Raw genomic sequence first — 21,434 nt, 5'->3', positions numbered from 1 at the left:
ATTATATATTATATCGGTATAAATTGGAATACTTTTACCATTTTTGTTATTTAATCTTTTATTGTTTAGTTTTAAATTTAATTCAATTAATAAATATTGTGCTTTAATATACAATATTTATTAAAAAAAATAGGCTACTTCCTAAGAAGCAACCTATTTCTCCACCTTGATATACGCATCAAATCCAGCTGACTTTAAAGCCTTTACTCTCTTTTGTGCATTTTCTTTGTCTTTAAAAGCTCCCGCTATAACCCTATATAAAAGATCTTCTTTTCCCTCATTTTCTTCTTTATATTTTATATTGAGTTCTTCTAATATAGCGATAGTTATAGCTTTTACTATCTTTTCTTTTTTCTTTACAAATATTTCATTATCAAGAGTGTTATCTATAAATCCAATTTCTATCAAGGTTGCAGGAGACCTGGTTTCCCTTAAAACATGAAAGTTTGCAGTCTTTACTCCCCTATCTACAAATACTACATCGACTAAAGATTTTTGAATCTTTCTAGCTAAACTTTTAGCCTTGGGACTCCCTTTTAGATAAGTGTAAGTTTCTACCCCTCTAGCCTTTTCAGGTTCAAATGCATTTCTATGAAAAGATATAAAAAAGTCATACTTTTTTTTCTTTTCAAAATCACTTCTTGCTTTTAAGCTAACAGTTTTATCTGAGGTTCTAGTCTCATCAACTGTTATACCATGACGTCTTACTTCTGATGCAACTAGTTTTCCTATCTCTAAATTATCTGCCTTTTCCTTTCTCCCTTTATAAACTGAACCAGGATCTTCTCCCCCATGACCGTAGTCAAAACAAAGTATTGCCATTTTACCATCTCCTTTTTATATTTTATGCACACTACTTTCTATATTTTATGCATCACTATATATATAGTGAGATAGTTTTTATTTACTATCATAGGATAGTATAAAAGGAAAATCCAACAAATAGAAAATTATCTGTTGGATTTTCCTTTTATATTCTTTATTAGTTTTGTCTTTTAATAAATAAGACCTTTAAATAGTCGCCTTCTTTAAAACTATCTATAGTCTTAAAGTCCTCAGGGAGTGAAAATTCTTCTAGTATCTTATAACCTAAACCAAGTTCCTTAAAAGCATCACTTACAAAACTTTTAAATTTATTTCTATTAAAATTAGCACAATTGGTAGAAGCAACTATAACTCCACCAGCTTGAGTTATTTCTATCACTTGCTTTAAAAGATCCTTATAATCCTTATCCGCACTAAATATAAAATTCTTAGACTTAGCAAAACTTGGAGGATCAAGTATACATAGATCAAACTTTAGCTCCTTTTTTACTGCATATTTAAAATATTTAAAAACATCTTCAACTATTATTTCTTCTTTTTCAGGATCAATACCGTTTATCTTAAAATGTTCAGAAGTTTTAGGCAGACTTCTATTTGCAAGGTCTACACTTGTAGTGGTTTTAGCACCACCAAGGGATGCAAATATTGAGAATGCTCCTGTATAGGAAAATGTATTTAACACCTTTTTCCCCTTTGAATACTTATCTCTAATAGTCTTTCTAACTTCTCTTTGATCTAAAAACACTCCAACCATAGCCCCTTCATTTAGATAAATAGCAAAATTCACTCCATTTTCCTTTACAATCAGTGGGATAGGTGCTCTCTCTCCAGTTATAAAGTCATCTTGATCGATATATTTTCCATCTTCATCAAACCTTTTCTTTTCATATATCCCCTTAAATGAAGTTACACTTTTAAGAGCTTCTATAACAAAATCTCTAAACTCATAAATCCCCCTACTATACCAGTTTATAACAAAATATCCATCAAAGTATTCAACAGTAAGTCCACCTACTCCGTCGCCTTCTCCATTAAAAACTCTAAAGCAATTGGTATCTGGGTCATTAAAAAACTTCGTCCTTTTATTGAGAGCAACTATAAACCGCTTTATAAAAAAACTTAAATCTATAGATTCATCTTCCTTTTGAGTAAGGACCCACCCATAACCTTTATTTTGTTTGCCATAATAACCCCGAGCTATAAACTCATCTCTATCATCTACAAGGTCTACTATAGTTCCTTCCTCTTTTAATTCATATATATTTGAAATTGACTCTTTAAATATTAGAGGATATCCATCCTTATATTTTTCTATAAATTTTGGTTTTATCTTTAGATTAACCTTTTCTATCACGAAATCATTCCTTTAGTTTTTATGGCATCTTGTAAATCCACTTTTCTATATTTCATCATCTTTTTTACTACTACATATGACTCTGTCAAATCCAATCTCTTTATAAATGCATGAGTTTTAGGTGCTTTTTTCTTTAAATTAGAATTTGTTTCTTCACTTAAATAATACATAGCAAAGGCCTCAGCAAAATATTCTTCTCTGTAAGAGATATAATAAAAATCAGGAAGAATATTTCTAACTTCTCCCATCCAAATATCATTAAAATTACTGACATTTGAAATCTTGTATCCACCATATGGTGATCCTTGTGTATAATTATCTATGCTATGAGCCAATTCATGAAGCTCTAGATTTATAGAGCTGTGTCCATTTTTAGTAGAGGGCTCGCTATATCCTATTCTAGCAATAGGAGTAATCGTTCCACCTGCCCCTGGTACATCATCCCAAGTCTTGCCCAGTCCTTCCCATCCTCTTGGAACCTGTCCCTTTAAATCCCTATACTCAGGCTCATCTGTTATAGGTCCATTGCAAAACTTCATTCTAACTCCTGCATTATATATACTATTGATAATCTTAGGAGATATATTCATCACTCTATCCATCATTTTACCCGCTTCTACACTTTCATACTTTCCAGTTTTAGGGAGTAAGAAAAACTTGGCTTTAAAACTACTTGTTTTTAAGATTACATTTAGATATCTCTCTACACCATCTCCAACTGCATTATAAAGTCCCAATATATGGACATCTTTTTTTGTCTTATCTATATATCTAAAAGTACTATCTACCAGTTTATCTTTTCGAGTCAAGATTATAGGTGCATTTTTTTTATAAGCAAAGTACCCCCCTATAACTGAATCAGGAAATACATATCCATTTGCCAATATAACTTCACTTGGATCTTTTAAATATTCTTCTGCTATCTTTATAGAAGTTTCCTCTCTATTGTTTCCATATATTCTATCTACAATTATATCCATAGATTTTAATTTCTCTTCTATACTCTTTGGAACAACTGCCATACCTCCTACTATAGTGACCTTCTTTACTTTTAAATCTCTAAGAGCATCCTCTGTGCTATCAGATATACTCATCTTTTTAGATAAAAGAAGAGGTTTGTTTAATTTAGCAGTTATAGGCCCTATAGCTAGAGCATCCGCATATACATCATAGCCAAGACTTAAAAAAACCTCATCTACATTTTCTCCAACAGCTTTTTTAGCTATCTTTATAGCAGTATCCTCTCTATCATAGCCATCTATACGCTCTACACTATAAGCATCTAAAGACTTTACTACATCCTTAGAAACTGCTCCTTCACCGCCCAATATAACTATATTTCTAGCTCCAAGCCTTTGGATTTCAAGTTTAGTTTGATCTGTCAAACTATCTTTAGCTGTCATAAGTATTGGAGCATTTAATCTACTTGCAAGCAGTGTACCACCTAATGCATCTATCTCCCCATTATAACCCACAAGTATTACTGTATCGGAGGTTTTAAATGAATTTTTACTTACATTAACCGAAGTAAGCACTCTATTATTTCCACCAATTCTCTTAACTACTGGTGCAGTAGTTGCATTTACAGTACTACCAGGGTATAGAAATAAGTTTAAAATGATAATAAAAACCATAAATGCTTTACTCATCTTTTTCATTTAAATTTCCCCTCATATCTTTTATCTACAGCCTTTGGAAATGAATTTTTATCCATTAAATGGTCTCTATATAGAGTCTCTTGTGAAATCAAAAAATAATCATATAACAATACATTCCCACCACCAACTACTTCAGGATCATCCCAAGTTACATCCATATGATAATACCTTCCATCCACTCTTACTAAATTCCATGCATGTGGTTCTGATCCACTTCCATCGTTTGCTACCCCTGTTACATAGTAGTTATCTATACCTACAGCATCTAAAAGCTTATAGGTAGCAAGTGCATAAGCTTGACATACGCCTTTTCCATCTTTTAACAAAGTATATGCTGAATGGGGACTTGTATTAGTTTTCTCTGAATAAACCGCATTTTTTATAATATAATCATGAATTGTCTTTACCTTTTGAAGCTCAATCATGCCGGGCTTTATTATGTTTTTAATAATTCTATCTACTTCTATATCTATATATTCTTCTTGTGCCTTTGTATGCAAATAGCTCACATCCATAGTGATAGATGAAAGACTCCCCGTATTGCTTAAAGTATAGCTAATACTATTTAAAACTCCAGATATATATGAGCCATCATTGAAAGCTTCTTCTATTAATTTTGTCAATTCCTCCATTTTGAGAGTACCTTGATATTTTATGGTAATATTTTTATTTATATCTTTTAACTCTCTGTCTATAACTTCTTTAAGCTCTTTAATATTTGAAGGTATTTCTTCCTTTATAATTCCAAGTTCTATCTTTATATCTCTTAATACTCTATCACTTATAGAGACTTTTCCACCTAAGATATTGACATCTAGTTTATTTTTTTGAATGTACTCTCGATTAATCTCTTTTAGAGTATTAGAATCACTTAAAAGGATAGGAACATTTTCTTTTGCAGCCAAATATCCTCCAACAACTGCATCTGCATATTTATAGCCATTTGCTATAAATATTTTACTAGGGTTTTTTATATAAATATTAGCTATAGATACAGCAGTTTCCTCTCTACTAGAACCACTTATTCTAACAACTGATATTCCCATATTTTCTAAAACTTTTTTCACATTATCACTTACTGCATTTTTCCCACCAATTATATTTACCTTCTTTATATTTAAAGACTTCAAATAATCTAAAGTGATAGGATCTATATCATTAGATTTGGTTAAGAGAAGAGGTGCATTTTTAGTAGCTGCTATAGGACCTATTGCAAGTGCATCTGCATAAACTCCATATCCAAGGCTTAAAAACGCTTCATTGACCTCACCATCTATTGATTCATTAGCTATATTTATAGCCGTTTCCTCTCTTCTTTCTCCCCTTATTCTCGTTACATTTAAGCCTAGAGCTTTAAGCTCAGCTTCAATCCCTTCACTTACTACATTGGTACCCCCTAATATAAATATATCTCTAGAATCTAGTCTTTTTAATTCATTTTTTAAGCCATCACTAAGACTTTTTTTATCACTTATAAGTATAGGAGCACCCTTTTTTTGTGCTAATAAAGTTCCAGTTAAAGCATCTACTTCACCATCATAACCAACTATTATGGCAACATTAGCCTTGTCCTTAAAAGCTTCCCTACTAACTGCTATAGAAGTTTCTACTCTATTTTTGCCTTCAAGTCTTTTTACTACAGGAACTTCTACTGCTAAAACTTTCGTATTAAATATAGTAAATAAAATAAAGGTAAATAAAATTACTTTTCTAAGGCTTCTTCCTATCCTTCGCTTTTCCATTGCCCCGCCCCCATTTAAAATGTTTTCAATATTTAAGCTTATACATGGTCTATTATATTATATCTTTACTATTTAGCAGCCTTTATATCCCTTATAAATAACTCATCATCTATGTTTACAACTGTATAATTCCATTTATTGTTTACTTCCTTTTTAGTTTCACCTTCAAAATATATCATATGGCTTTCTTCTACAGTTACAGACAGAATATTATCTGAAACACTAGTTACATCTGTAATATTATAAGACAGCAAGTCTTCAGTAGTGCCTTTTTCATATAGATTAGATATAAGTTTCTTTTGTGCTTTCATAAATGGACTACCATACTCTATATACCCATCAAGATAACTATAAGAATTATAATTTATAGCATTTACAAGTCCTGTTTCATACCCATCTATAAGATTGTCAACTTCTCTAAGCAACTCTTGTCTACTCATAGGTTCTTCATAATCTATATATAGTTCAAAGTGGTTATAATCAGTATCTCCTACATTTATCTTTTCACTTTCATATTCTTTCCCATCTATCTTTGCCTTTGCACTTATATTCATCTTCTTCTTTTCATCTATAGGACCAAATCTGTACTCATTATATATATTTATCTCTGTATCTTTGCCATCTATATATAAAGTAGCTTCTTCAATGTTAGATTCTACAGTTATATATCTTCCCTCTAGTTCTAAAGATAAGTATATCTCATTGCCATTATCCATATTAAAAGCCATTATCTCTTCTTCTTTTTCAATATTTACATACTCATCTTTATAAGCTATCTTCACAATATGCTTTCCAGGCATAAGATTCTTATATACAAAATCCTTATCATTTTTAAACTTTCCCACTTCATTATCATCTATAAACACCTTAGTTCCTTCAATATTTTGGCTTATAGTTAAATCATAAGGTTTTAAAACTATTGTATACTTATCAAAGATAATATTTTCTTTACCCTTTTTCTTAATATAGATATTGGTATCTGAATCATCTTTATATTCACTTAAACTATATACTGATATGTCCTCCAATTCTTCTACTATCTCTTCAATAACCTTTTCACTTAATTCTTTATTCTCCCCTCTTACTTCGATATGATCTTTTAAATATTTTACATCTTTTTTTTCTATAGCTTCATCTATCTTTTGAAGTACCATATCGCGATCAAAAGATACACCAAATATCTTGATTCCTAAAAATACTAAAATGACTGCGACTACTAAACTACCAATCAAAATCTCAGTTTTTCTATTCATGACTAGCCACCCTCTCCTTGCCCCCATTTGTTAAAAGATATCCTCCAAAACTTGAAAGAGAAAAAATTATAAAACTTGATATAAATATAGATATAGAACTAAACTCTAAGAAATCAAATCCAATAGAATTAAAACTATATTCTGAAATACCAGTCATACTAATATTTGTACTTATAAGATAAGCTAATGTACCCAATCCCAGAGAAAATAATGTTGGAGTATAAAATATCATTTTAAGCTGATATCCTTTTTTTCTAAGATTTCTTCCAATAAGAAAAAATAAAGCTATTGAAACAAATAAACCAATATATAAAAATTGAGCATTAGCAAATGTTTCTTTGAACCCGTCCATATTGCTAAATAAAGACGCTTTAATAAAATCAGTCTCATAACCCATTTTAAAAGTACCCATATTTACAAATAAAAGTAAGTATATAAACATTTGAAGGATAGTCATCTTTCCTAATAAAGCACCTGAACCTGTCATATCAAATCCACTATTTCCCAAGTCTTCAAATAAGATAAAGCCAACTACAAATATAGAACTCACTACAAATATAAAAGCACTGCTAGCTAGTGGATTGAATTTATCTTCTTTATCTCTCATATTTACAAACAAACTATATATTCCATTACCTAGTCCCAATGAAAATAAAGACAAAATCGAACTATTGATAAAAGCACTTAAAAATCCATATTTTTTAGCAAATACTATCTTACCAATACCAAACTCATCAAATAAACCAGGTATGTTTAAGTCCATCTTTCTACTAGCAAATAAAGAAAGTAATGATATGATACCACCATAAAATAATGCAATAACTAAACAATCTTTTATTTCCAACCTTTGCTCTCTCTTTTTGTGTGTTATAGAAATATATATCCCCATGATAGAGAATATAGCTATAGGTATTAGTGCCAATATAAAAAACATGCTATTAAGATTTATATCCAATAAATTTGCTCCATTACTAATTAAACCTATATTTAGAGAAAAACCATTCAATATTGAACTTACATCTAAAAAATTAATCAATTTATTAGTTATATCGAATTCAAGTTCTTTAGACATCAACTCTATAAATTTTGTATTTATAAAACTGGAAATTATGATACTTATAAGTAAAACAAGCCCAGAAGCTATTGCACTATATTTAAATAAATCAACTATATCAAATTTAGACTTTAATTTTATATCTTGTAGACACTTTTCTTTATTTGAATTTTTATACTCTTCTACTATATATAAACTTGAACTGCAGTTTAAACAATATAAGTCACTGGTAGCAACTGCTTGTCCACAATCCTTACAAAACTTTGTATTTCCATTTACTAAATTAAGCGATTTATTATCTTTATCAAGCCTTTCCCCATCCTTAGAACAATATAGGGAAGTTTCATCATTTTTCTCTCCACAAACTCTACAAAACATAATTCAACCCCCTAAACTAATCTATAACCGCAACAATTGCAGTATTTGTTATTATTTAAATTAATAGTTTTACAATCAGAACACTCTACCATATCTTTAATATCAACTTTCTCAATAACCTCTACTCTCTTACCACATTCTTTACAAAACTTGTCCTTTAAAGTTAGAGGATTTCCGCACTCACATGTCTTAGCACTTTCTATCCTTGTCTTTTTTTCAATCACCTTTAACAAATCAAATATCTTTTTATCTAATACTTTGATTTCCTCTACAAAAGGAACACTTGTCTCTTTGCCCATTCTAAACTTAAAATAAGCCGCCTCACCAAGTTCTATTATATGATTGGTTCTATTTTGTTGCAAATCTCTTACTTCTAACTTGAGTTCATTTAACTCTTGAGAAGTTTCAAACTTCTCCTTTCCCTTTTTTAAACCTTCTTGCACACTACTAGATGCCTTGAAAAACTTTGATTTCATATCATCCATTTTCTCATCCTCCTTAAAATATGTATACAACTTTCAGTATATTACAATCGACATACTTATACAATTAATTATAAGATCTTAAATATTAATTTTTTTATATATTTGAAAATATTACTTTGTTTTGGTTATAGCCTAATTCATTTACTATATATGTCAAATATGTTAACTAAGATGCATGAGAATGTTTTTTATAATACTTTACTTTTCTACATAAATAGATTATAATTTAAATTACATACCCCCACCCCACCGGGTCGGCAATAGATGTTTAGGAGGTTTTATTTTGAAAAATTATTATATTAAAACTAATCGTATCTTCTCTCCTCTTAGGAATTACGGTTGGCTACTTACTGTTTTAATTGCAATAGGAGGGCTGTGGGAACCTAGGCTCGGTTTAATAGTTGTATTTATTATGGCTGGATTAACTATTTCTGGTTTCTTTACTGGAAGGTACTGGTGCGGGAATATTTGTCCTCATGGAAGTTTATTTGATAGAGTATTGTTACCGATATCTCGAAACAAGAAAATTCCTGAATTTATAAAGTCAAAACCTATGATATTAGGATTTTTAGTTTTCTTTACTTTTAACTTTTCTAGAAAACTTATAGAGATTTCTAAGCTCTGGGGCTCTTTTGCTTTCTTAGAAAAGCTAGGTATGCTATTTTCTAATACATACTTAATGGTACTTATTGTAGGTGGATTTCTTGCAATATTTTTAAATGCAAGAACTTGGTGCCAATTTTGTCCTATGGGATCTATACAAAAAGCATCACATACATTTGGAAAGTTACTAGGTGTTACTAAAAAGACTGAGAAAAAGATTACTATTTCTAATGCAGAATTGTGTCGTTCATGTGGAAAATGTGCCAAGGTTTGTCCATTTCAACTATCACCATATTTGGAGTTCTCACAAGAGAATCAATTTGACAATCCCAACTGTATCAAATGCTCCACTTGTGTTGTAAATTGTCCTTTTGGAATTTTATCTCTTTCCAAACAAGAAGAAGTCTCTATTGATAAATCTAAAAACGCATCATAAAGACAACTAATTTAGTTGCCTTTATGATGCCAATACATTGTAGTTAATAATAAAAAATTCATCTTTATTTCTTCCATACCTCAAGTCCCTCAAATACATTAGCCGTTCCTAAATATAGATGTCCATCTTCTGAAGAAAATATATTTCTTACACCATAATTATAAGGATTATCTAAACCGTTAATAGTAACAGGAACCCATCTTACTCCATCACTTGATTTAAACAAATCAAAGCCTCTAAAAATACTAAAAGGTGGGTTTATAATATAGTTTAAGAACTGTGCTGGAATATAATCTAAAATTTCCTGTAGTAAGTTTCCCATAGAAGTATCTTCTGTAATAAGAGATAGATTTGCAAGAAGCATTGGAACAACTAGCACTAACCAATCAAAAGTACCTAAATAAAACTCTCCATTATGCTCTTGAAGCTGCCAGCAGTATAAATTAAATGGATTGCCAAAACCAGAAGGTAATCCACTTAAAGCTTGTCCACGCACACCCGTCTCTGGATTAGTTGGTTCAAAAGGACTTCCTCCAACTACTAACTCCCAATTATCATTTTTATCTATTCTTATTAAATCAAATGGCTTAAAAGAACCATATCTAAGATTTACATCAAAAGGAGAGTAGATAGCTCCTACATATAGATGGTTTTTAAATACACCAAGAGTTAAAGGTCCTTGATTTAATGCATCACCAGCACCTTTATCTATAACCCTTACCCATCTATTTTGCTCTGGATGAACTCCTATAGTTCTCCAAAGTTCAAAACCTTCATCCTGTCCAGTACCAGCGTATAGGTGATTGTTAAAGCTTTCCATAATAACAACACCATCATTTGGATTAGTATTTCTATCACCCTGACTAGTAACTAGTTCCCAGCCTTCATACTCTGGGTCTTCACTAACATAGATTCTTGTTCCAAAATCTGATGATAGTTCATTTAAAACTGACATATAGAGTTTGCCATTATGAACAACCATACTTCTAGTTGAAGTTCCAGGAATATCTGATCGAAGTTCTTCCCAATCATATCCATTTGTAGACTTAAAGATCTTTACCTTAGGTTCTTCATTTGAAATATTTTGTTTTATGCTATATCCTCCAGGATAAAAAGCTACTTCTTCAGCATCTGCTTCATCATCCATACTATATCCAATACTTACACCTGCATATATTGCTGTTTCTCCTCCAGGCGTAGTATATCTTATCATAAACCTAAACCCTTCTATTCCTTCTTGGGCTTTAAAAACCCTTTTCCATCCTTCTGAACCGTCCCTTTTATATCTCCATATTTCAGCACTATTATCATAATTTTTAGGAATTAGGATATCAGGAAAATTAATTTCTATACCTATACTCTGTGAAATACCTTTAAAAACATTGTAAAAAATATTTCTCCCTGTTCCTACATAAATATAGTCTCCCATTTCTGCCATAGACCACGCATAATTATTTTGCCTAGCATTATCAGGATTGATTGCATCAAAACCATTTATTGGAGTAATCTTAGTAAACCCATGAACCATTTTTCTCCACTCCTCCATATATTTTTTATAGACAATGTCCTCTATATAATATATGTAGACAAGCACTCTCTTGACACTTTTCCTTTAAAATTTTATCTATTTTTTTAATAATCATATTTTAATATACTAATTAATAGATATAGGTGAATATACGAAATAAGTATAGCGTTTTTTAAAGGAGGAATTAGTTTGGACGAAAACAAATACCAACATGAAAAAGTGGCTAATGAAAATCCCATGGACAAAAATGGATTAGGTAATCATCTTCCTAGTAGAAATCAAACTATAGGAGATATTCCTGAAATAAAAACAGCAACAGGAGCTCCAGTAACAGACAATCAAGATACTATGACTGCGGGCAAACGAGGCCCTGTAGCATTAGAAGACATATGGTTTTTAGAAAAGATGGCTCACTTTGATCGTGAAGTTATACCTGAACGTAGAATGCACGCAAAGGGTTCGGGAGCATTTGGAACTTTTAGAGTAATTCACGATATCACTAAGTATACTAAAGCTAGTATATTTTCAGAAATTGGAAAAGAAACTAAAATGTTAGCTCGTTTCTCAACAGTTGCCGGTGAAAGAGGAGCAGCAGATGCAGAAAGAGATATTCGTGGATTTGCTTTAAAGTTTTATACTGACGAAGGTAACTGGGATATGGTAGGAAATAATACTCCAGTATTTTTCTTTCGAGATCCACTAAAGTTTATCGATCTAAATCATGCAATTAAGAGAGATCCTCGAACCAATATGAGGAGTCCAAATAGCAACTGGGATTTTTGGTCTTCATTACCTGAAGCACTTTTACAGATTACAATTATTATGGGTGATAGGGGGATCCCATCTTCTTACAGACATATGCACGGATTTAGTTCCCACGCATATAGCTTTATTAATAAAGAAAATGAAAGAGTATGGGTCAAATTTCATTTTAGATCTCAACAAGGTATACTAAACTTAACAGATCAAGAAGCAAAAAAAGTAGTCGGAATGGATAGAGAATCACATCAAAGAGATCTTTACGAAGCTATTGAAAAAAAGATATATCCTAAATGGAAAATGTATGTCCAGATTATGACTCAAGAACAAGCCGATAGCATGAAAAATAATCCTTTTGATTTAACTAAGATGTGGCTTAAAAAAGACTTTCCTCTTATGCCAGTAGGAGAATTTGAACTAAATGAAAATCCAGCTAATTATTTTGCAGAAATTGAACAGGCCGCTTTTAATCCTGCCCATACAGTTCCTGGAATTAGTTTTTCTCCTGATCGCATGTTGCAAGGCAGGCTATTTTCTTATGGAGATGCACAGAGATATCGTCTAGGAGTAAATCACCATCAAATACCTGTAAATATGTCTAAGGGAGTTGAAAACCCTCATAGTTTTCATCGTGATGGTAAAATGCGTGTAGATGGAAACCTTGGTAGTGAACTGCACTATGAACCAAATAGCTATGGAAATTGGGAAGACAATCCAAAAGAGAATTTGCCAAAAGAAAAAGGTGGAGATGTCTATAGATACGACTTTAGAAAAGATGATTCTGATTACTTCACACAACCCGGACTCTTATTTCGAGCGATGACAAAAGATCAACAACAAGTACTCTTTGATAATACTGCCAGAAATATGGGCGACTCAACACTTCAAATCAAACATAGACATATCTATCATTGTTATAAAGCTGATCCTGAATATGGCAAGGGCGTAGCAAAATCATTGAATATCTCCATTGATGATGTGGATTTAAACTTACCGCCAAGTGATTCAAAAGAAAATCTAAAAAAAGCCAATAACTTACATCCAGAACTAAATATACCTACTAAACCAGTAGATCCTGGAAGGGAAATCCATACAAATACAGAGCCTTATGTATTACCTGAATATGATCCTTGGCTTCTATAATAAAAATACCTCTTACAAGATTTTTGTAAGAGGTGTTTTTGCTTCTTATTGGTACAATTTTTATATTTAAATAAAGTTTTCGCAACCTAATATTTCTATAGATTTTATTTTCAAAATATTTAAATAAAACCCTTGCATTTTATAGATACATATTGTATAATAAATTTTAATACGATAAACTGAAGATGGGGAAAGAGATAAAACCTTAATTCTAGAGAGCTTACATTTGGTGAAAGTAAGTATTGAGATTTATCTTATGCTACCTCGGAGGTCTTGTATAAAAACAAGACGGCGGCATCCGTTATAATGCATAGAGTGGATCATTAGATCAATTTAGGTGGTAACGCGGTAGACACAGTCTTTCGTCCTTTTTATTAGGATGAAGGGCTTTTTTTATATAATTTTTTAGAAAAATTATATTTTGTTATCTAAATTAACTATGATCAATTTGGGTGGTAACACGGAAAATCAAGCTTTTCGTCCCTTTTATTAGGGATGAAGGGCTTTTTTAATTTAAATTTATAAGGGGGCAAAATCATGAAAAAGAAATTATTTATACCAGGACCAGTAAGTGTAAAGGAAGATGTATTAGCGCAAATGACAAAAGCAATAATAGGGCATAGAACTGTCGCGGCCTCCGATTTGCAAAGAAGTATTAGTGAGAAATTACAAAGAATCTTTTATACAAAAAATAGAATCATACTATCTACTTCTTCAGGAACAGCTTTAATGGAAGGAGCTATAAGATCTTTTACCAAAAAAAGAGCTGCTGTATTTTCAAACGGCTTTTTTGGAGACCTTTGGCACGAGATGGCTCTTCGCAACAATATAGAAGCAGATTTATTTAGAGCTAAAAAGGGTAAGCCTATAACTAGTGAAATGGTAGATAGTGTACTTTCTACTGGAAAATATGATTTAATAACTATAACACACAATGAAACATCTTCAGGAATTACCAATCCTATAGAAGAGATCTCAGAGGTAATTAAAAAATATCCTGAAATTGTATGGTTAGTAGATGGTGTTAGTTCTATTGGTGGTATAAAGTTAGAAGTAGATAAGCTTGGCATTGATGTATGTATAGCATCTACACAAAAATGTTTAGGACTTCCACCAGGAATGGCTATAGCATCTGTATCAGAAAAAGCTATAGAAAGGGCAAGAAGTATTGATTTTAGAGGATATTACTTAGACTTTTTAGAACTATATGAAACAATAGAAAAAATGGACTATCAATATATATCTACTCCTGCCCTGCCTATGATGAATGCCATAGATTACCAATTAAATAAGATTTTAAATGAGGGTTTAGAAAATAGATTTAAAAGACATGAGACTTTAGGAAATATAGTAAGAGATTGGGCTAAGAAATACTTTCCCCTATATACAGAAGAAGCTTATTCATCTAATACAGTAACGACCATTGAAAATAGTTTAAATATGGATATTGATTTATTGAATAAAATGTTAGAGAAAAGAGGCTTTGAAATTTCAAATGGCTATGGAAATCTAAGGGATAAAACATTTAGAATAGGACATATGGCTGATTGTACTGTAGAAGAATTAGAGGAATTAATAGACAATTTAGATGAGATAATTAGAATAAAGTTTTGTAAAGCTAGCGCATAAGAAACTTTTACCTAATCATTTAAGGAGTTCAAACTTCATGAATTGTCATAAAACTTTAATTTTATAATAAATAAAAACTAAGCACTTATATCTTTGAAGTGCTTAGTTTTTACATTTATTAGTTTAGATTCTTAATCTTTTCTAGGAGTTCTTCAAAATCCTCAATCCTTACTACCTTAATAGCTTTAGCAAATAACCTATTTAGTATATCATTATCATCTATACTCTTAATATACTCTCTAGTATCTTTAGAAATAAAATCAAATTTTAATTCTAGAGTCTCAATAATCTTCTCTTTATTGTTATTTTTAATAGCTTCTTTTGTAGCCTTTTCAGCTGCTTCTTTTCTTTCTTCATCTATCCACTCTTCAAATAATGACGAATTCATAAGCATTTCCCTCCTAACATATTTCTTAATTAAAGTACTTGAATACCTATCTGCTGACATAATTGACATAGCTGCTAAAGAATCTCCTCTTAAAGCCTCATCTTCTATAGTTTCAATTGTTTTAACTGATTTCTCTATAATTTCATCATCTGTCTCTCCTGGTTCTATTTCCATTAAAGGGAGTAATGAATATAGACCTATCAGATTATTGTCAATGATATAATCCTTTTTTAATTCCCATATCTTAATCACATCATAACTAAATATTATTTTGCTATCATCTGATCTTTCATCTTTAAGTCCATATATCTTATTATCATCTTTTTGATAGAAAAACACTACCACTTGCTTTATAGAAGGTGTTCCTATTCCTTTACTTATAGTATATTCCCATACATCAGAACGATATCTTAACATTCTAGCTGGTAGAGATGCTTCGTAATAACCTTGTGGCTCTATATTTAGAATAAAGCTCTCTTTATCATTATCAATCCAAAATAAGGAGTCTAATCTTGATTCCACTTTAGGGTTTTTCTCTGGCTTCATTTCCGTTAGTCTTATCTCACTATTGTCTTTTAGTGCCACTTTAGCCCAGTCATAAGGTCTTAGCTGTATTAATCTTTTACTAGGTATATCAGTTTTTGCCACCTTACCACCTCTTTTAACGATAGTTTGTATCTATATTATACCACATTTTTAGCTTCTTACACTTTTTCTTGGGACTAAAGATAATGCTAAAGTTACTCTGGGTTTGTTATAAAACATGAATTTGTGATGAGAGAAAATAAAAAAGATCTTAGAAGTACCATATCATTTCTATCTTTTAGATCTTCAATTTGCTTATTTAATTAAATTTAGCTTTTCCCTAAAGGACTAGGCATAGCCGGTAAATATTAAAAAAACCCTAGAATATATAAATACTCTAGGGTTTAAATATCAATTATTTAGAAACGATATTTTCTGCTTGAAGACCTTTTTGTCCTTCAACTACGTTAAATTCTACTTCTGCACCTTCATCTAAAGATTTAAAACCATCTTTTTCAATTTGTGAGAAATGTGCAAATACGTCATTACCTTCTTCTGTAGTAATAAAACCAAATCCTTTTTCTGCATTAAACCATTTTACTGTACCATTCATAATGTATACCTCCAAAATTTTATTTCTTAAACTGATTTTAATAATTCACTAATAAAATCTAGATGTATACTATATTACATAGTATGTATAGAAATATATCGTGTTACTATTTACTCTTAATTTAAGTTCTAATACATCATAACATAGATTAAAAGATATAACAAGTCTTTTTCTATTATATATCCATATAGGATAAAATCAAAGAAGAGAATTTTTATATTTTAAACAAACTCTTCACTCCTTCTATCTCATCATTCAATCCTCTATGCACTACAGCTTTAGGATCAAATTTAAGGATTTTAAATACAAATTCAATAGCAAATCCAAGGCCAAGGGATATGATAACAGTACCAATACCTACAGGTCCACCCAACAAGTATCCCATTACAAGAACTGTTATCTCAATAGCATTTCTTATAAAGCTAACAGATTTATTTGTCTTTTCAATAAGTATTATCATCAGGGAATCACGTGGCCCTGCACCAAAACCTGCATCTATATAAAGAAAGGTGCCAAAACCCATTATAATCATCCCAATAGGTATAGTTATAAGCCTTATATATGTATTTAAGAAAATTGGAATAAGATTATTACTCATTATAATATTTATAAAAGCACCTATCAGTAGCATATTTAAGATACTTCCTATACCAATTTTTTTACCATTTAGAACCCCAACTATAATCATTATAAGTCCAACTAAGATATTAGCCGTACCTATTTTAATATTTAATATATTTCCAACACCTTGATGAAATACATCCCATGGTGCATAACCAAGATTTGCATTTATAGTTATAACTATTCCAATAGCAAAGATAAAAAAACCTAAAATTAGTTTGAAATATCTCTTCATCATCTTCTGCATAATTCACTTCACCCTTTAAATTGTTTACTATACTCTATTTTATCATAATAAAAGGAGATGAGTGAAAATGTTTTATATAATATGATAAATAATTTAAGAGCTTTTTGGAAAATCTGTAGCTAGACTTTAGTCTTTTAACCAAAGAAGTCCCCAAAAGTATTTCTATCTTTGGGGACTTTAAAATATTAGAAGAACCTTTCATATCCTTCTCACTCATTGACTAAAGCTATGATACATTTTCCTACTATATTCCCATTGCTTTTCTAGTAGCTAGTCCTACTAATCCATCTGCCTTTAATCCTTTAGCCTTTTGGAAACTTTTAATAGCGTTAATAGTTTTAGGTCCCATATTACCATCAGGAGTACCACAGTTATATCCTAATTTGTTTAATCTAGCTTGTATCTTTTTATTATCTGCAACTTTAGATGAAGAAGAGCTAGAAGATGTTTTTTTACTTGATGTAGATTTCTTATTGCTATTATTCTGTGTATTTGGTTTTTTGTTATAAGGACATTTCCCATCTTTATGGAGATGATGAGGATTATTTCCACAGTGGTAATGATAAGCCCCTAATCCACTTTTGTTTTTATTATCCCTATGCCCACCACTTGAATCTGTTTTACCTGGATGAGCTAAACTTATAGCTGGTGTTAAACCTATTGTTGCTGCTAAAAATAATGCTGAAGCTTTTCTTTTCATGATTTATTTCCTCCTAATTTATATTTTGTTAAATAATAATCTTTTCTACTGGTTGAAATCCTTTGGTTTTTAAGAACTTTACATTATGTTTAAAGTTATTGAGAGAATCATAAGGATCTATTAAATCAAAATTTAACTTTTCTAACTCATCTCTATTAATCATAGTAGATAATATCGAGATATCTTCTTGTCTACCAATTTCAGTATTTAAAATATAATTGTTAGTATTTACAATTACAGTTTTTATAGGTAATAAGCCAAAGGCATTTCGAGATATATGTAAAGCAAGTCCACAAACATATAATTTTAAAATTTCATAGTAAGCTGTTTTAGTATAATTTTTAATAGACAATTTACCAGTTTGAGTTAAACTTGCATATTGCTCTGGTATTATGCCATCTATATTTATGTGGTAATCAATAGTAAGAACATCATCTTTTGATATTTTAAAATTAAATGAATTTATCATGCCCTGAAGGTTATTAGAAAAGTTTAAATCTTGAAGCGCTTTTATATAAGAATTTAAATCTCCCTCCAAAACAAGTTTAGCTAATTCATTTTGCTTTTTCCATTCTATGTATAAAGAATCATCTTTATCTTTAGATATAGAAATGTCATTTTCTAGTTTTTTTATTTTCTTTTCTAGTTTACTTATAAATATCTTTTCTAGGATATTAGGCTTATATTTTTCTAAAACACCAATAGAATGTAATTCATTAGGTCCTTTTTCTCCAAATTTAAAAGGAGGGGGCTCATTATAAATAGCTTCCCAGTTATAATCATAATCATAATTTTTATGAAGAGTAGTTAAATAATCTATCGAGTCATTAAAGTCTTCTACAGCTTGATAAGCATCTTCATTACTATATGTATTGTTAGGAACATAAGAATTATTTTTGTTTGCTTTAGTATTTTTAGAAGATGAACTTTTAGTATAATATAATCCAGAGCCAGGAATACCAACTGTTGTAGTTTTTCTTCCAGTGGTACTTATAGTTTGTCTTGCACCTTTTACACCAAAGCTAACACTAGCACTTTTCTTTCCTAAATTTAGCTTTACTCCTGGAGCAATCTTAATACTTTTTCTGTATCTAAATCCCATAATAATCCCTCCTTAATAATTGTAATGTTAATTTGTACAATTTAAAGATACATAATTACAATTATTGTACCACAAACATATAGTATTTGAAACTAAGATTTGATGATTAAATCATATCTATGTAAAAAGCTCTCAACCTCAGTTAGATCAAAGGGTTGAGAGCTTGTTATATACCTATTTTATCCCTCATTTATATAATGAGTATAATAGTTCATACCTATAGTTTTTATAAGCTTATTATTCATAAACGTTTTTATTAGTTTTGGTGTAATTTAAGTGCTTCTAGCTACTTTCCTTCACATAACAACCTATTTTAACTAAGCATTTTCTTTCTTATATCTTCTATTTCTTCTTTATTAAGTCCTGTAATTTCCATGATATCTTCTGTAGTGAGTCCTTTTATTATAGACTTTTTAACTACCTTTTCCATACTCTTTTTTTCTCCTTCTTCCATTCCTTCTTCTCTAAACCTTTCAGCTAAAGTCATAACTACCTCACTCCCTTCTGGATAAGTGGTTTCAATTTTATTCATTATTTCATTAGCAACTTCCTTAGTCAAGTCAATTCTTGCACTAAATATATATCTCATGAGTGTTTCAAAGTATTCTATTCCACTTTGTTTGTCCTCTAATTCTACAAGATACTCTATCATCTTATAAACTGATTCTATTATTCCTTCTGTATCTTTAGTAAATATATCTCTTATGGTTGTCATTGCTATTTTGTTTATAACTTTCCCTTTTATTTCTTCATCTGTAAATCTAGATATATCATAAAGTAAATACTCATAATCTGGTACATGCTTTTGGATATCTTCTGGAAGACTTTTATATCCTTTTATCATTTCACCTAATGTAGCATTTATATTCCAATTAGATTTTCCATGATATATTACTATTGGAATTATCATTGGCAGTTCATCTGTATATTCATCTTCGATTTTAGCTTCCCAAATTTCTATCATATATTTTAGTACGATGTTGGTAGTTATTCAAATTTTAATAAATTAATTAAGATTCACCAATTAAGTAATAAAAACTATTTATATCCATCATATAAAGCTTTATGATTTGTATCCATTTTATTTTCAAGTCTCAGTATAGATTGATTAATTTTAACTAAATCATCTTTGGTTGCCATATTCTCTTTCATTTCTTGCATCTGACTGTACATTTTTTCTAATAAGTTAAACATTTTATCATCCATACTAATATGCACCCCTTGATAAGTTATATCTATTATATCATTAATTTATAAACCCATACAATATAAAGAAGAATTAATTTGTTCGGTTTTAGTTTTTTCCTACGAAACTCATCAAAGCCATTGCAGGACTCACGCGGTAGCTTTGCATGCATTTTATAGTTATGATAAAATTAAGATATGATTTGTAATATTAGGAGGGAAAGTTATCATGATTTATTTAGATTCTTTTATATTTCCAGATTCAGAAATGGAATTTGAATTTTTTATAGATATAAAAAGAACATGCTATAATTCTTTTTATCCTTTTCAAGTTTTGTCACGTAATAGTTTTAAAAATGTTGAATTTGAACCTATTACCATATTTTATGGAGGAAATGGTTCGGGAAAGTCAACTGCTTTAAATGTAATTGCTGAAAAACTAGAAATGAAGCGAGATTCTATTTTTAATAAGTCTAATTTCTTTACTGATTATGTTGATATGTGCACTATGAACCTTTCTTATACCGTACCTAATGTTAAAAGAGTAATTACAAGTGATGATGTATTTGATTATATATTAAATATTAGGAGTTTAAACGAGGGAATTGATCAAAGAAGAGAAGAAGTTTTTAAAGAATATTTAGATTTAAAACAGATGAAGCTTCAAGTAAAATCTTTAGCAGACTATGATGAACTTAAAAAGATAAACAAAGCAAGAAGAAAGACACAATCCAGCTTTGTAAGAGATGAGTTGATGGATAATGTCAAAGGCTTTTCAAATGGAGAAAGTGCATTCTTATATTTTACTGAGAAAATAAAAGAAAATAGTCTGTTTCTATTAGATGAACCGGAAAATAGTCTTTCTCCAAAGTTGCAAATAGAGTTGATGAAACTTATAGAAGATTATGCACATTTTTTTAATTGTCAATTTGTTATATCAACTCATTCTCCATTTCTCCTTGCCCTAAAAGGGGCAAAAATATATAATCTTGATGAAAATCCAGTACAAATAAGCAATTGGACAAAACTTGAAAATGTACGAGTCTATTATCAGTTTTTTAAACAATATGAAGAAAGCTTTGATGATCATAGATAATATCGAGATATACGTAAAGCAAATCCACAAACATATAGTATTTAAAACTAAGGCTTGGTGATGAAATAACAAAAGATACCAAAGTCATTTCTACCTTTGATATCTTTTGT

The 21,434-nt window shown here is 30.2% G+C and carries 19 protein-coding genes and 1 other annotated feature; of the genes, 4 read left to right on the top strand and 15 right to left on the bottom strand.

Annotated elements, in window-relative coordinates:
* Positions 1 to 153 precede the first annotated feature (153 nt).
* The 7 genes from TICRE_RS07030 to TICRE_RS07000 form a co-directional block, all read right to left on the bottom strand.
* Positions 154 to 822 carry an N-acetylmuramoyl-L-alanine amidase gene (locus TICRE_RS07030; RefSeq protein WP_075726526.1) on the bottom strand — a complete coding sequence of 223 codons (669 nt, stop codon included), beginning with the start codon at positions 820 to 822 and terminating at the stop codon, positions 154 to 156.
* A gap of 160 nt (positions 823 to 982) precedes the next feature.
* Positions 983 to 2,179: a class I SAM-dependent rRNA methyltransferase gene (locus tag TICRE_RS07025; protein ID WP_075726524.1), complete on the bottom strand. Its 1,197-nt coding sequence runs from the start codon at positions 2,177 to 2,179 to the stop codon at positions 983 to 985.
* Positions 2,176 to 3,837, bottom strand: coding sequence for a cell wall-binding repeat-containing protein (locus TICRE_RS07020; protein ID WP_075726522.1), 1,662 nt, complete (start codon positions 3,835 to 3,837; stop codon positions 2,176 to 2,178). Before TICRE_RS07020 ends, TICRE_RS07025 begins: the two co-directional genes overlap by 4 nt.
* Positions 3,834 to 5,579, bottom strand: coding sequence for a cell wall-binding repeat-containing protein (locus tag TICRE_RS07015; protein ID WP_075726520.1), 1,746 nt, complete (start codon positions 5,577 to 5,579; stop codon positions 3,834 to 3,836). The genes TICRE_RS07020 and TICRE_RS07015 overlap by 4 nt, the downstream gene beginning before the upstream one ends.
* 68 nt (positions 5,580 to 5,647) lie before the next feature.
* A complete protein-coding gene (locus TICRE_RS07010; protein WP_075726518.1) occupies positions 5,648 to 6,832 on the bottom strand; it encodes a TcaA NTF2-like domain-containing protein in 1,185 nt (394 codons plus the stop codon).
* The gene (locus TICRE_RS07005) at positions 6,825 to 8,264 is read right to left on the bottom strand and encodes a zinc ribbon domain-containing protein (RefSeq protein WP_075726516.1); all 1,440 of its coding nucleotides are present in this window, start codon (positions 8,262 to 8,264) and stop codon (positions 6,825 to 6,827) included. Before TICRE_RS07005 ends, TICRE_RS07010 begins: the two co-directional genes overlap by 8 nt.
* 11 nt (positions 8,265 to 8,275) lie before the next feature.
* Complete coding sequence (locus tag TICRE_RS07000; RefSeq protein WP_075726514.1) at positions 8,276 to 8,749, bottom strand: zinc ribbon domain-containing protein; 474 nt, start codon at positions 8,747 to 8,749, stop codon at positions 8,276 to 8,278.
* A 283-nt stretch (positions 8,750 to 9,032) separates the two neighbouring features.
* Here TICRE_RS07000 and TICRE_RS06995 point away from each other — a divergent pair, with 283 nt between their 5' ends.
* Positions 9,033 to 9,788 (top strand): 4Fe-4S binding protein, encoded by a 756-nt coding sequence (locus TICRE_RS06995; protein ID WP_075726512.1) that lies wholly within the window; start codon positions 9,033 to 9,035, stop codon positions 9,786 to 9,788.
* Between the two features lie 64 nt (positions 9,789 to 9,852).
* Here TICRE_RS06995 and TICRE_RS06990 read toward each other — a convergent pair whose 3' ends face one another.
* Positions 9,853 to 11,316 (bottom strand): hypothetical protein, encoded by a 1,464-nt coding sequence (locus tag TICRE_RS06990; RefSeq protein WP_075726510.1) that lies wholly within the window; start codon positions 11,314 to 11,316, stop codon positions 9,853 to 9,855.
* A gap of 189 nt (positions 11,317 to 11,505) precedes the next feature.
* Between TICRE_RS06990 and TICRE_RS06985 the strand changes: the two genes are divergently transcribed.
* Together TICRE_RS06985 and TICRE_RS06980 are read left to right on the top strand one after the other, a co-directional pair.
* Complete coding sequence (locus TICRE_RS06985; RefSeq protein ID WP_269843981.1) at positions 11,506 to 13,218, top strand: catalase; 1,713 nt, start codon at positions 11,506 to 11,508, stop codon at positions 13,216 to 13,218.
* 173 nt (positions 13,219 to 13,391) lie between these two features.
* Positions 13,392 to 13,591, top strand: a binding site (T-box leader).
* A 164-nt stretch (positions 13,592 to 13,755) separates the two neighbouring features.
* A complete protein-coding gene (locus TICRE_RS06980) occupies positions 13,756 to 14,847 on the top strand; it encodes a pyridoxal-phosphate-dependent aminotransferase family protein (protein ID WP_075726508.1) in 1,092 nt (363 codons plus the stop codon).
* A gap of 118 nt (positions 14,848 to 14,965) precedes the next feature.
* Here TICRE_RS06980 and TICRE_RS06975 read toward each other — a convergent pair whose 3' ends face one another.
* From TICRE_RS06975 to TICRE_RS13235, 7 genes are all read right to left on the bottom strand, one after another.
* Positions 14,966 to 15,883: an RpnC/YadD family protein gene (locus TICRE_RS06975; protein WP_075726506.1), complete on the bottom strand. Its 918-nt coding sequence runs from the start codon at positions 15,881 to 15,883 to the stop codon at positions 14,966 to 14,968.
* A gap of 292 nt (positions 15,884 to 16,175) precedes the next feature.
* Positions 16,176 to 16,373 (bottom strand): cold-shock protein, encoded by a 198-nt coding sequence (locus TICRE_RS06970; RefSeq protein ID WP_075726504.1) that lies wholly within the window; start codon positions 16,371 to 16,373, stop codon positions 16,176 to 16,178.
* Between the two features lie 214 nt (positions 16,374 to 16,587).
* Positions 16,588 to 17,241 carry a YczE/YyaS/YitT family protein gene (locus TICRE_RS06965; protein WP_075726502.1) on the bottom strand — a complete coding sequence of 218 codons (654 nt, stop codon included), beginning with the start codon at positions 17,239 to 17,241 and terminating at the stop codon, positions 16,588 to 16,590.
* Between the two features lie 244 nt (positions 17,242 to 17,485).
* The gene (locus TICRE_RS06955) at positions 17,486 to 17,941 is read right to left on the bottom strand and encodes a peptidoglycan-binding protein (protein ID WP_075726498.1); all 456 of its coding nucleotides are present in this window, start codon (positions 17,939 to 17,941) and stop codon (positions 17,486 to 17,488) included.
* A 28-nt stretch (positions 17,942 to 17,969) separates the two neighbouring features.
* Positions 17,970 to 19,043 carry a DUF4236 domain-containing protein gene (locus TICRE_RS06950; RefSeq protein ID WP_075726496.1) on the bottom strand — a complete coding sequence of 358 codons (1,074 nt, stop codon included), beginning with the start codon at positions 19,041 to 19,043 and terminating at the stop codon, positions 17,970 to 17,972.
* 313 nt (positions 19,044 to 19,356) lie between these two features.
* Positions 19,357 to 20,007 (bottom strand): Rpn family recombination-promoting nuclease/putative transposase, encoded by a 651-nt coding sequence (locus tag TICRE_RS06945; RefSeq protein ID WP_075726494.1) that lies wholly within the window; start codon positions 20,005 to 20,007, stop codon positions 19,357 to 19,359.
* A 74-nt stretch (positions 20,008 to 20,081) separates the two neighbouring features.
* The gene (locus tag TICRE_RS13235; protein ID WP_158016463.1) at positions 20,082 to 20,249 is read right to left on the bottom strand and encodes a hypothetical protein; all 168 of its coding nucleotides are present in this window, start codon (positions 20,247 to 20,249) and stop codon (positions 20,082 to 20,084) included.
* Positions 20,250 to 20,457: 208 nt separating this feature from the next.
* Between TICRE_RS13235 and TICRE_RS06940 the strand changes: the two genes are divergently transcribed.
* Entirely contained in the window at positions 20,458 to 21,324 is an 867-nt protein-coding gene (locus TICRE_RS06940; RefSeq protein ID WP_075726492.1) for an AAA family ATPase, read from the top strand.
* Positions 21,325 to 21,434 lie beyond the last annotated feature (110 nt).

It is taken from the genome of Tissierella creatinophila DSM 6911, from assembly GCF_001940565.1.
Taxonomy (GTDB): domain Bacteria; phylum Bacillota; class Clostridia; order Tissierellales; family Tissierellaceae; genus Tissierella_A; species Tissierella_A creatinophila.
Note: the sequence above shows the minus strand (reverse complement) of the source record. Positions and strands in the feature narration are given on the sequence as shown.

Excerpts from the sequence above, each read along its gene's own strand:
- TICRE_RS07030 (WP_075726526.1), bottom strand. The coding sequence starts at position 822 with ATGGCAATACTTTGTTTTGACTACGGTCATGGGGGAGAAGATCCTGGT.
- TICRE_RS07020 (WP_075726522.1), bottom strand. The coding sequence starts at position 3,837 with ATGAAAAAGATGAGTAAAGCATTTATGGTTTTTATTATCATTTTAAAC.
- TICRE_RS07015 (WP_075726520.1), bottom strand. The coding sequence starts at position 5,579 with ATGGAAAAGCGAAGGATAGGAAGAAGCCTTAGAAAAGTAATTTTATTT.
- TICRE_RS07010 (WP_075726518.1), bottom strand. The coding sequence starts at position 6,832 with ATGAATAGAAAAACTGAGATTTTGATTGGTAGTTTAGTAGTCGCAGTC.
- TICRE_RS07005 (WP_075726516.1), bottom strand. The coding sequence starts at position 8,264 with ATGTTTTGTAGAGTTTGTGGAGAGAAAAATGATGAAACTTCCCTATAT.
- TICRE_RS07000 (WP_075726514.1), bottom strand. The coding sequence starts at position 8,749 with ATGGATGATATGAAATCAAAGTTTTTCAAGGCATCTAGTAGTGTGCAA.
- TICRE_RS06990 (WP_075726510.1), bottom strand. The coding sequence starts at position 11,316 with ATGGTTCATGGGTTTACTAAGATTACTCCAATAAATGGTTTTGATGCA.
- TICRE_RS06980 (WP_075726508.1), top strand. The coding sequence starts at position 13,756 with ATGAAAAAGAAATTATTTATACCAGGACCAGTAAGTGTAAAGGAAGAT.
- TICRE_RS06970 (WP_075726504.1), bottom strand. The coding sequence starts at position 16,373 with ATGAATGGTACAGTAAAATGGTTTAATGCAGAAAAAGGATTTGGTTTT.
- TICRE_RS06965 (WP_075726502.1), bottom strand. The coding sequence starts at position 17,241 with ATGCAGAAGATGATGAAGAGATATTTCAAACTAATTTTAGGTTTTTTT.
- TICRE_RS06955 (WP_075726498.1), bottom strand. The coding sequence starts at position 17,941 with ATGAAAAGAAAAGCTTCAGCATTATTTTTAGCAGCAACAATAGGTTTA.
- TICRE_RS06950 (WP_075726496.1), bottom strand. The coding sequence starts at position 19,043 with ATGGGATTTAGATACAGAAAAAGTATTAAGATTGCTCCAGGAGTAAAG.
- TICRE_RS06945 (WP_075726494.1), bottom strand. The coding sequence starts at position 20,007 with ATGATAGAAATTTGGGAAGCTAAAATCGAAGATGAATATACAGATGAA.
- TICRE_RS13235 (WP_158016463.1), bottom strand. The coding sequence starts at position 20,249 with ATGGATGATAAAATGTTTAACTTATTAGAAAAAATGTACAGTCAGATG.
- TICRE_RS06940 (WP_075726492.1), top strand. The coding sequence starts at position 20,458 with ATGATTTATTTAGATTCTTTTATATTTCCAGATTCAGAAATGGAATTT.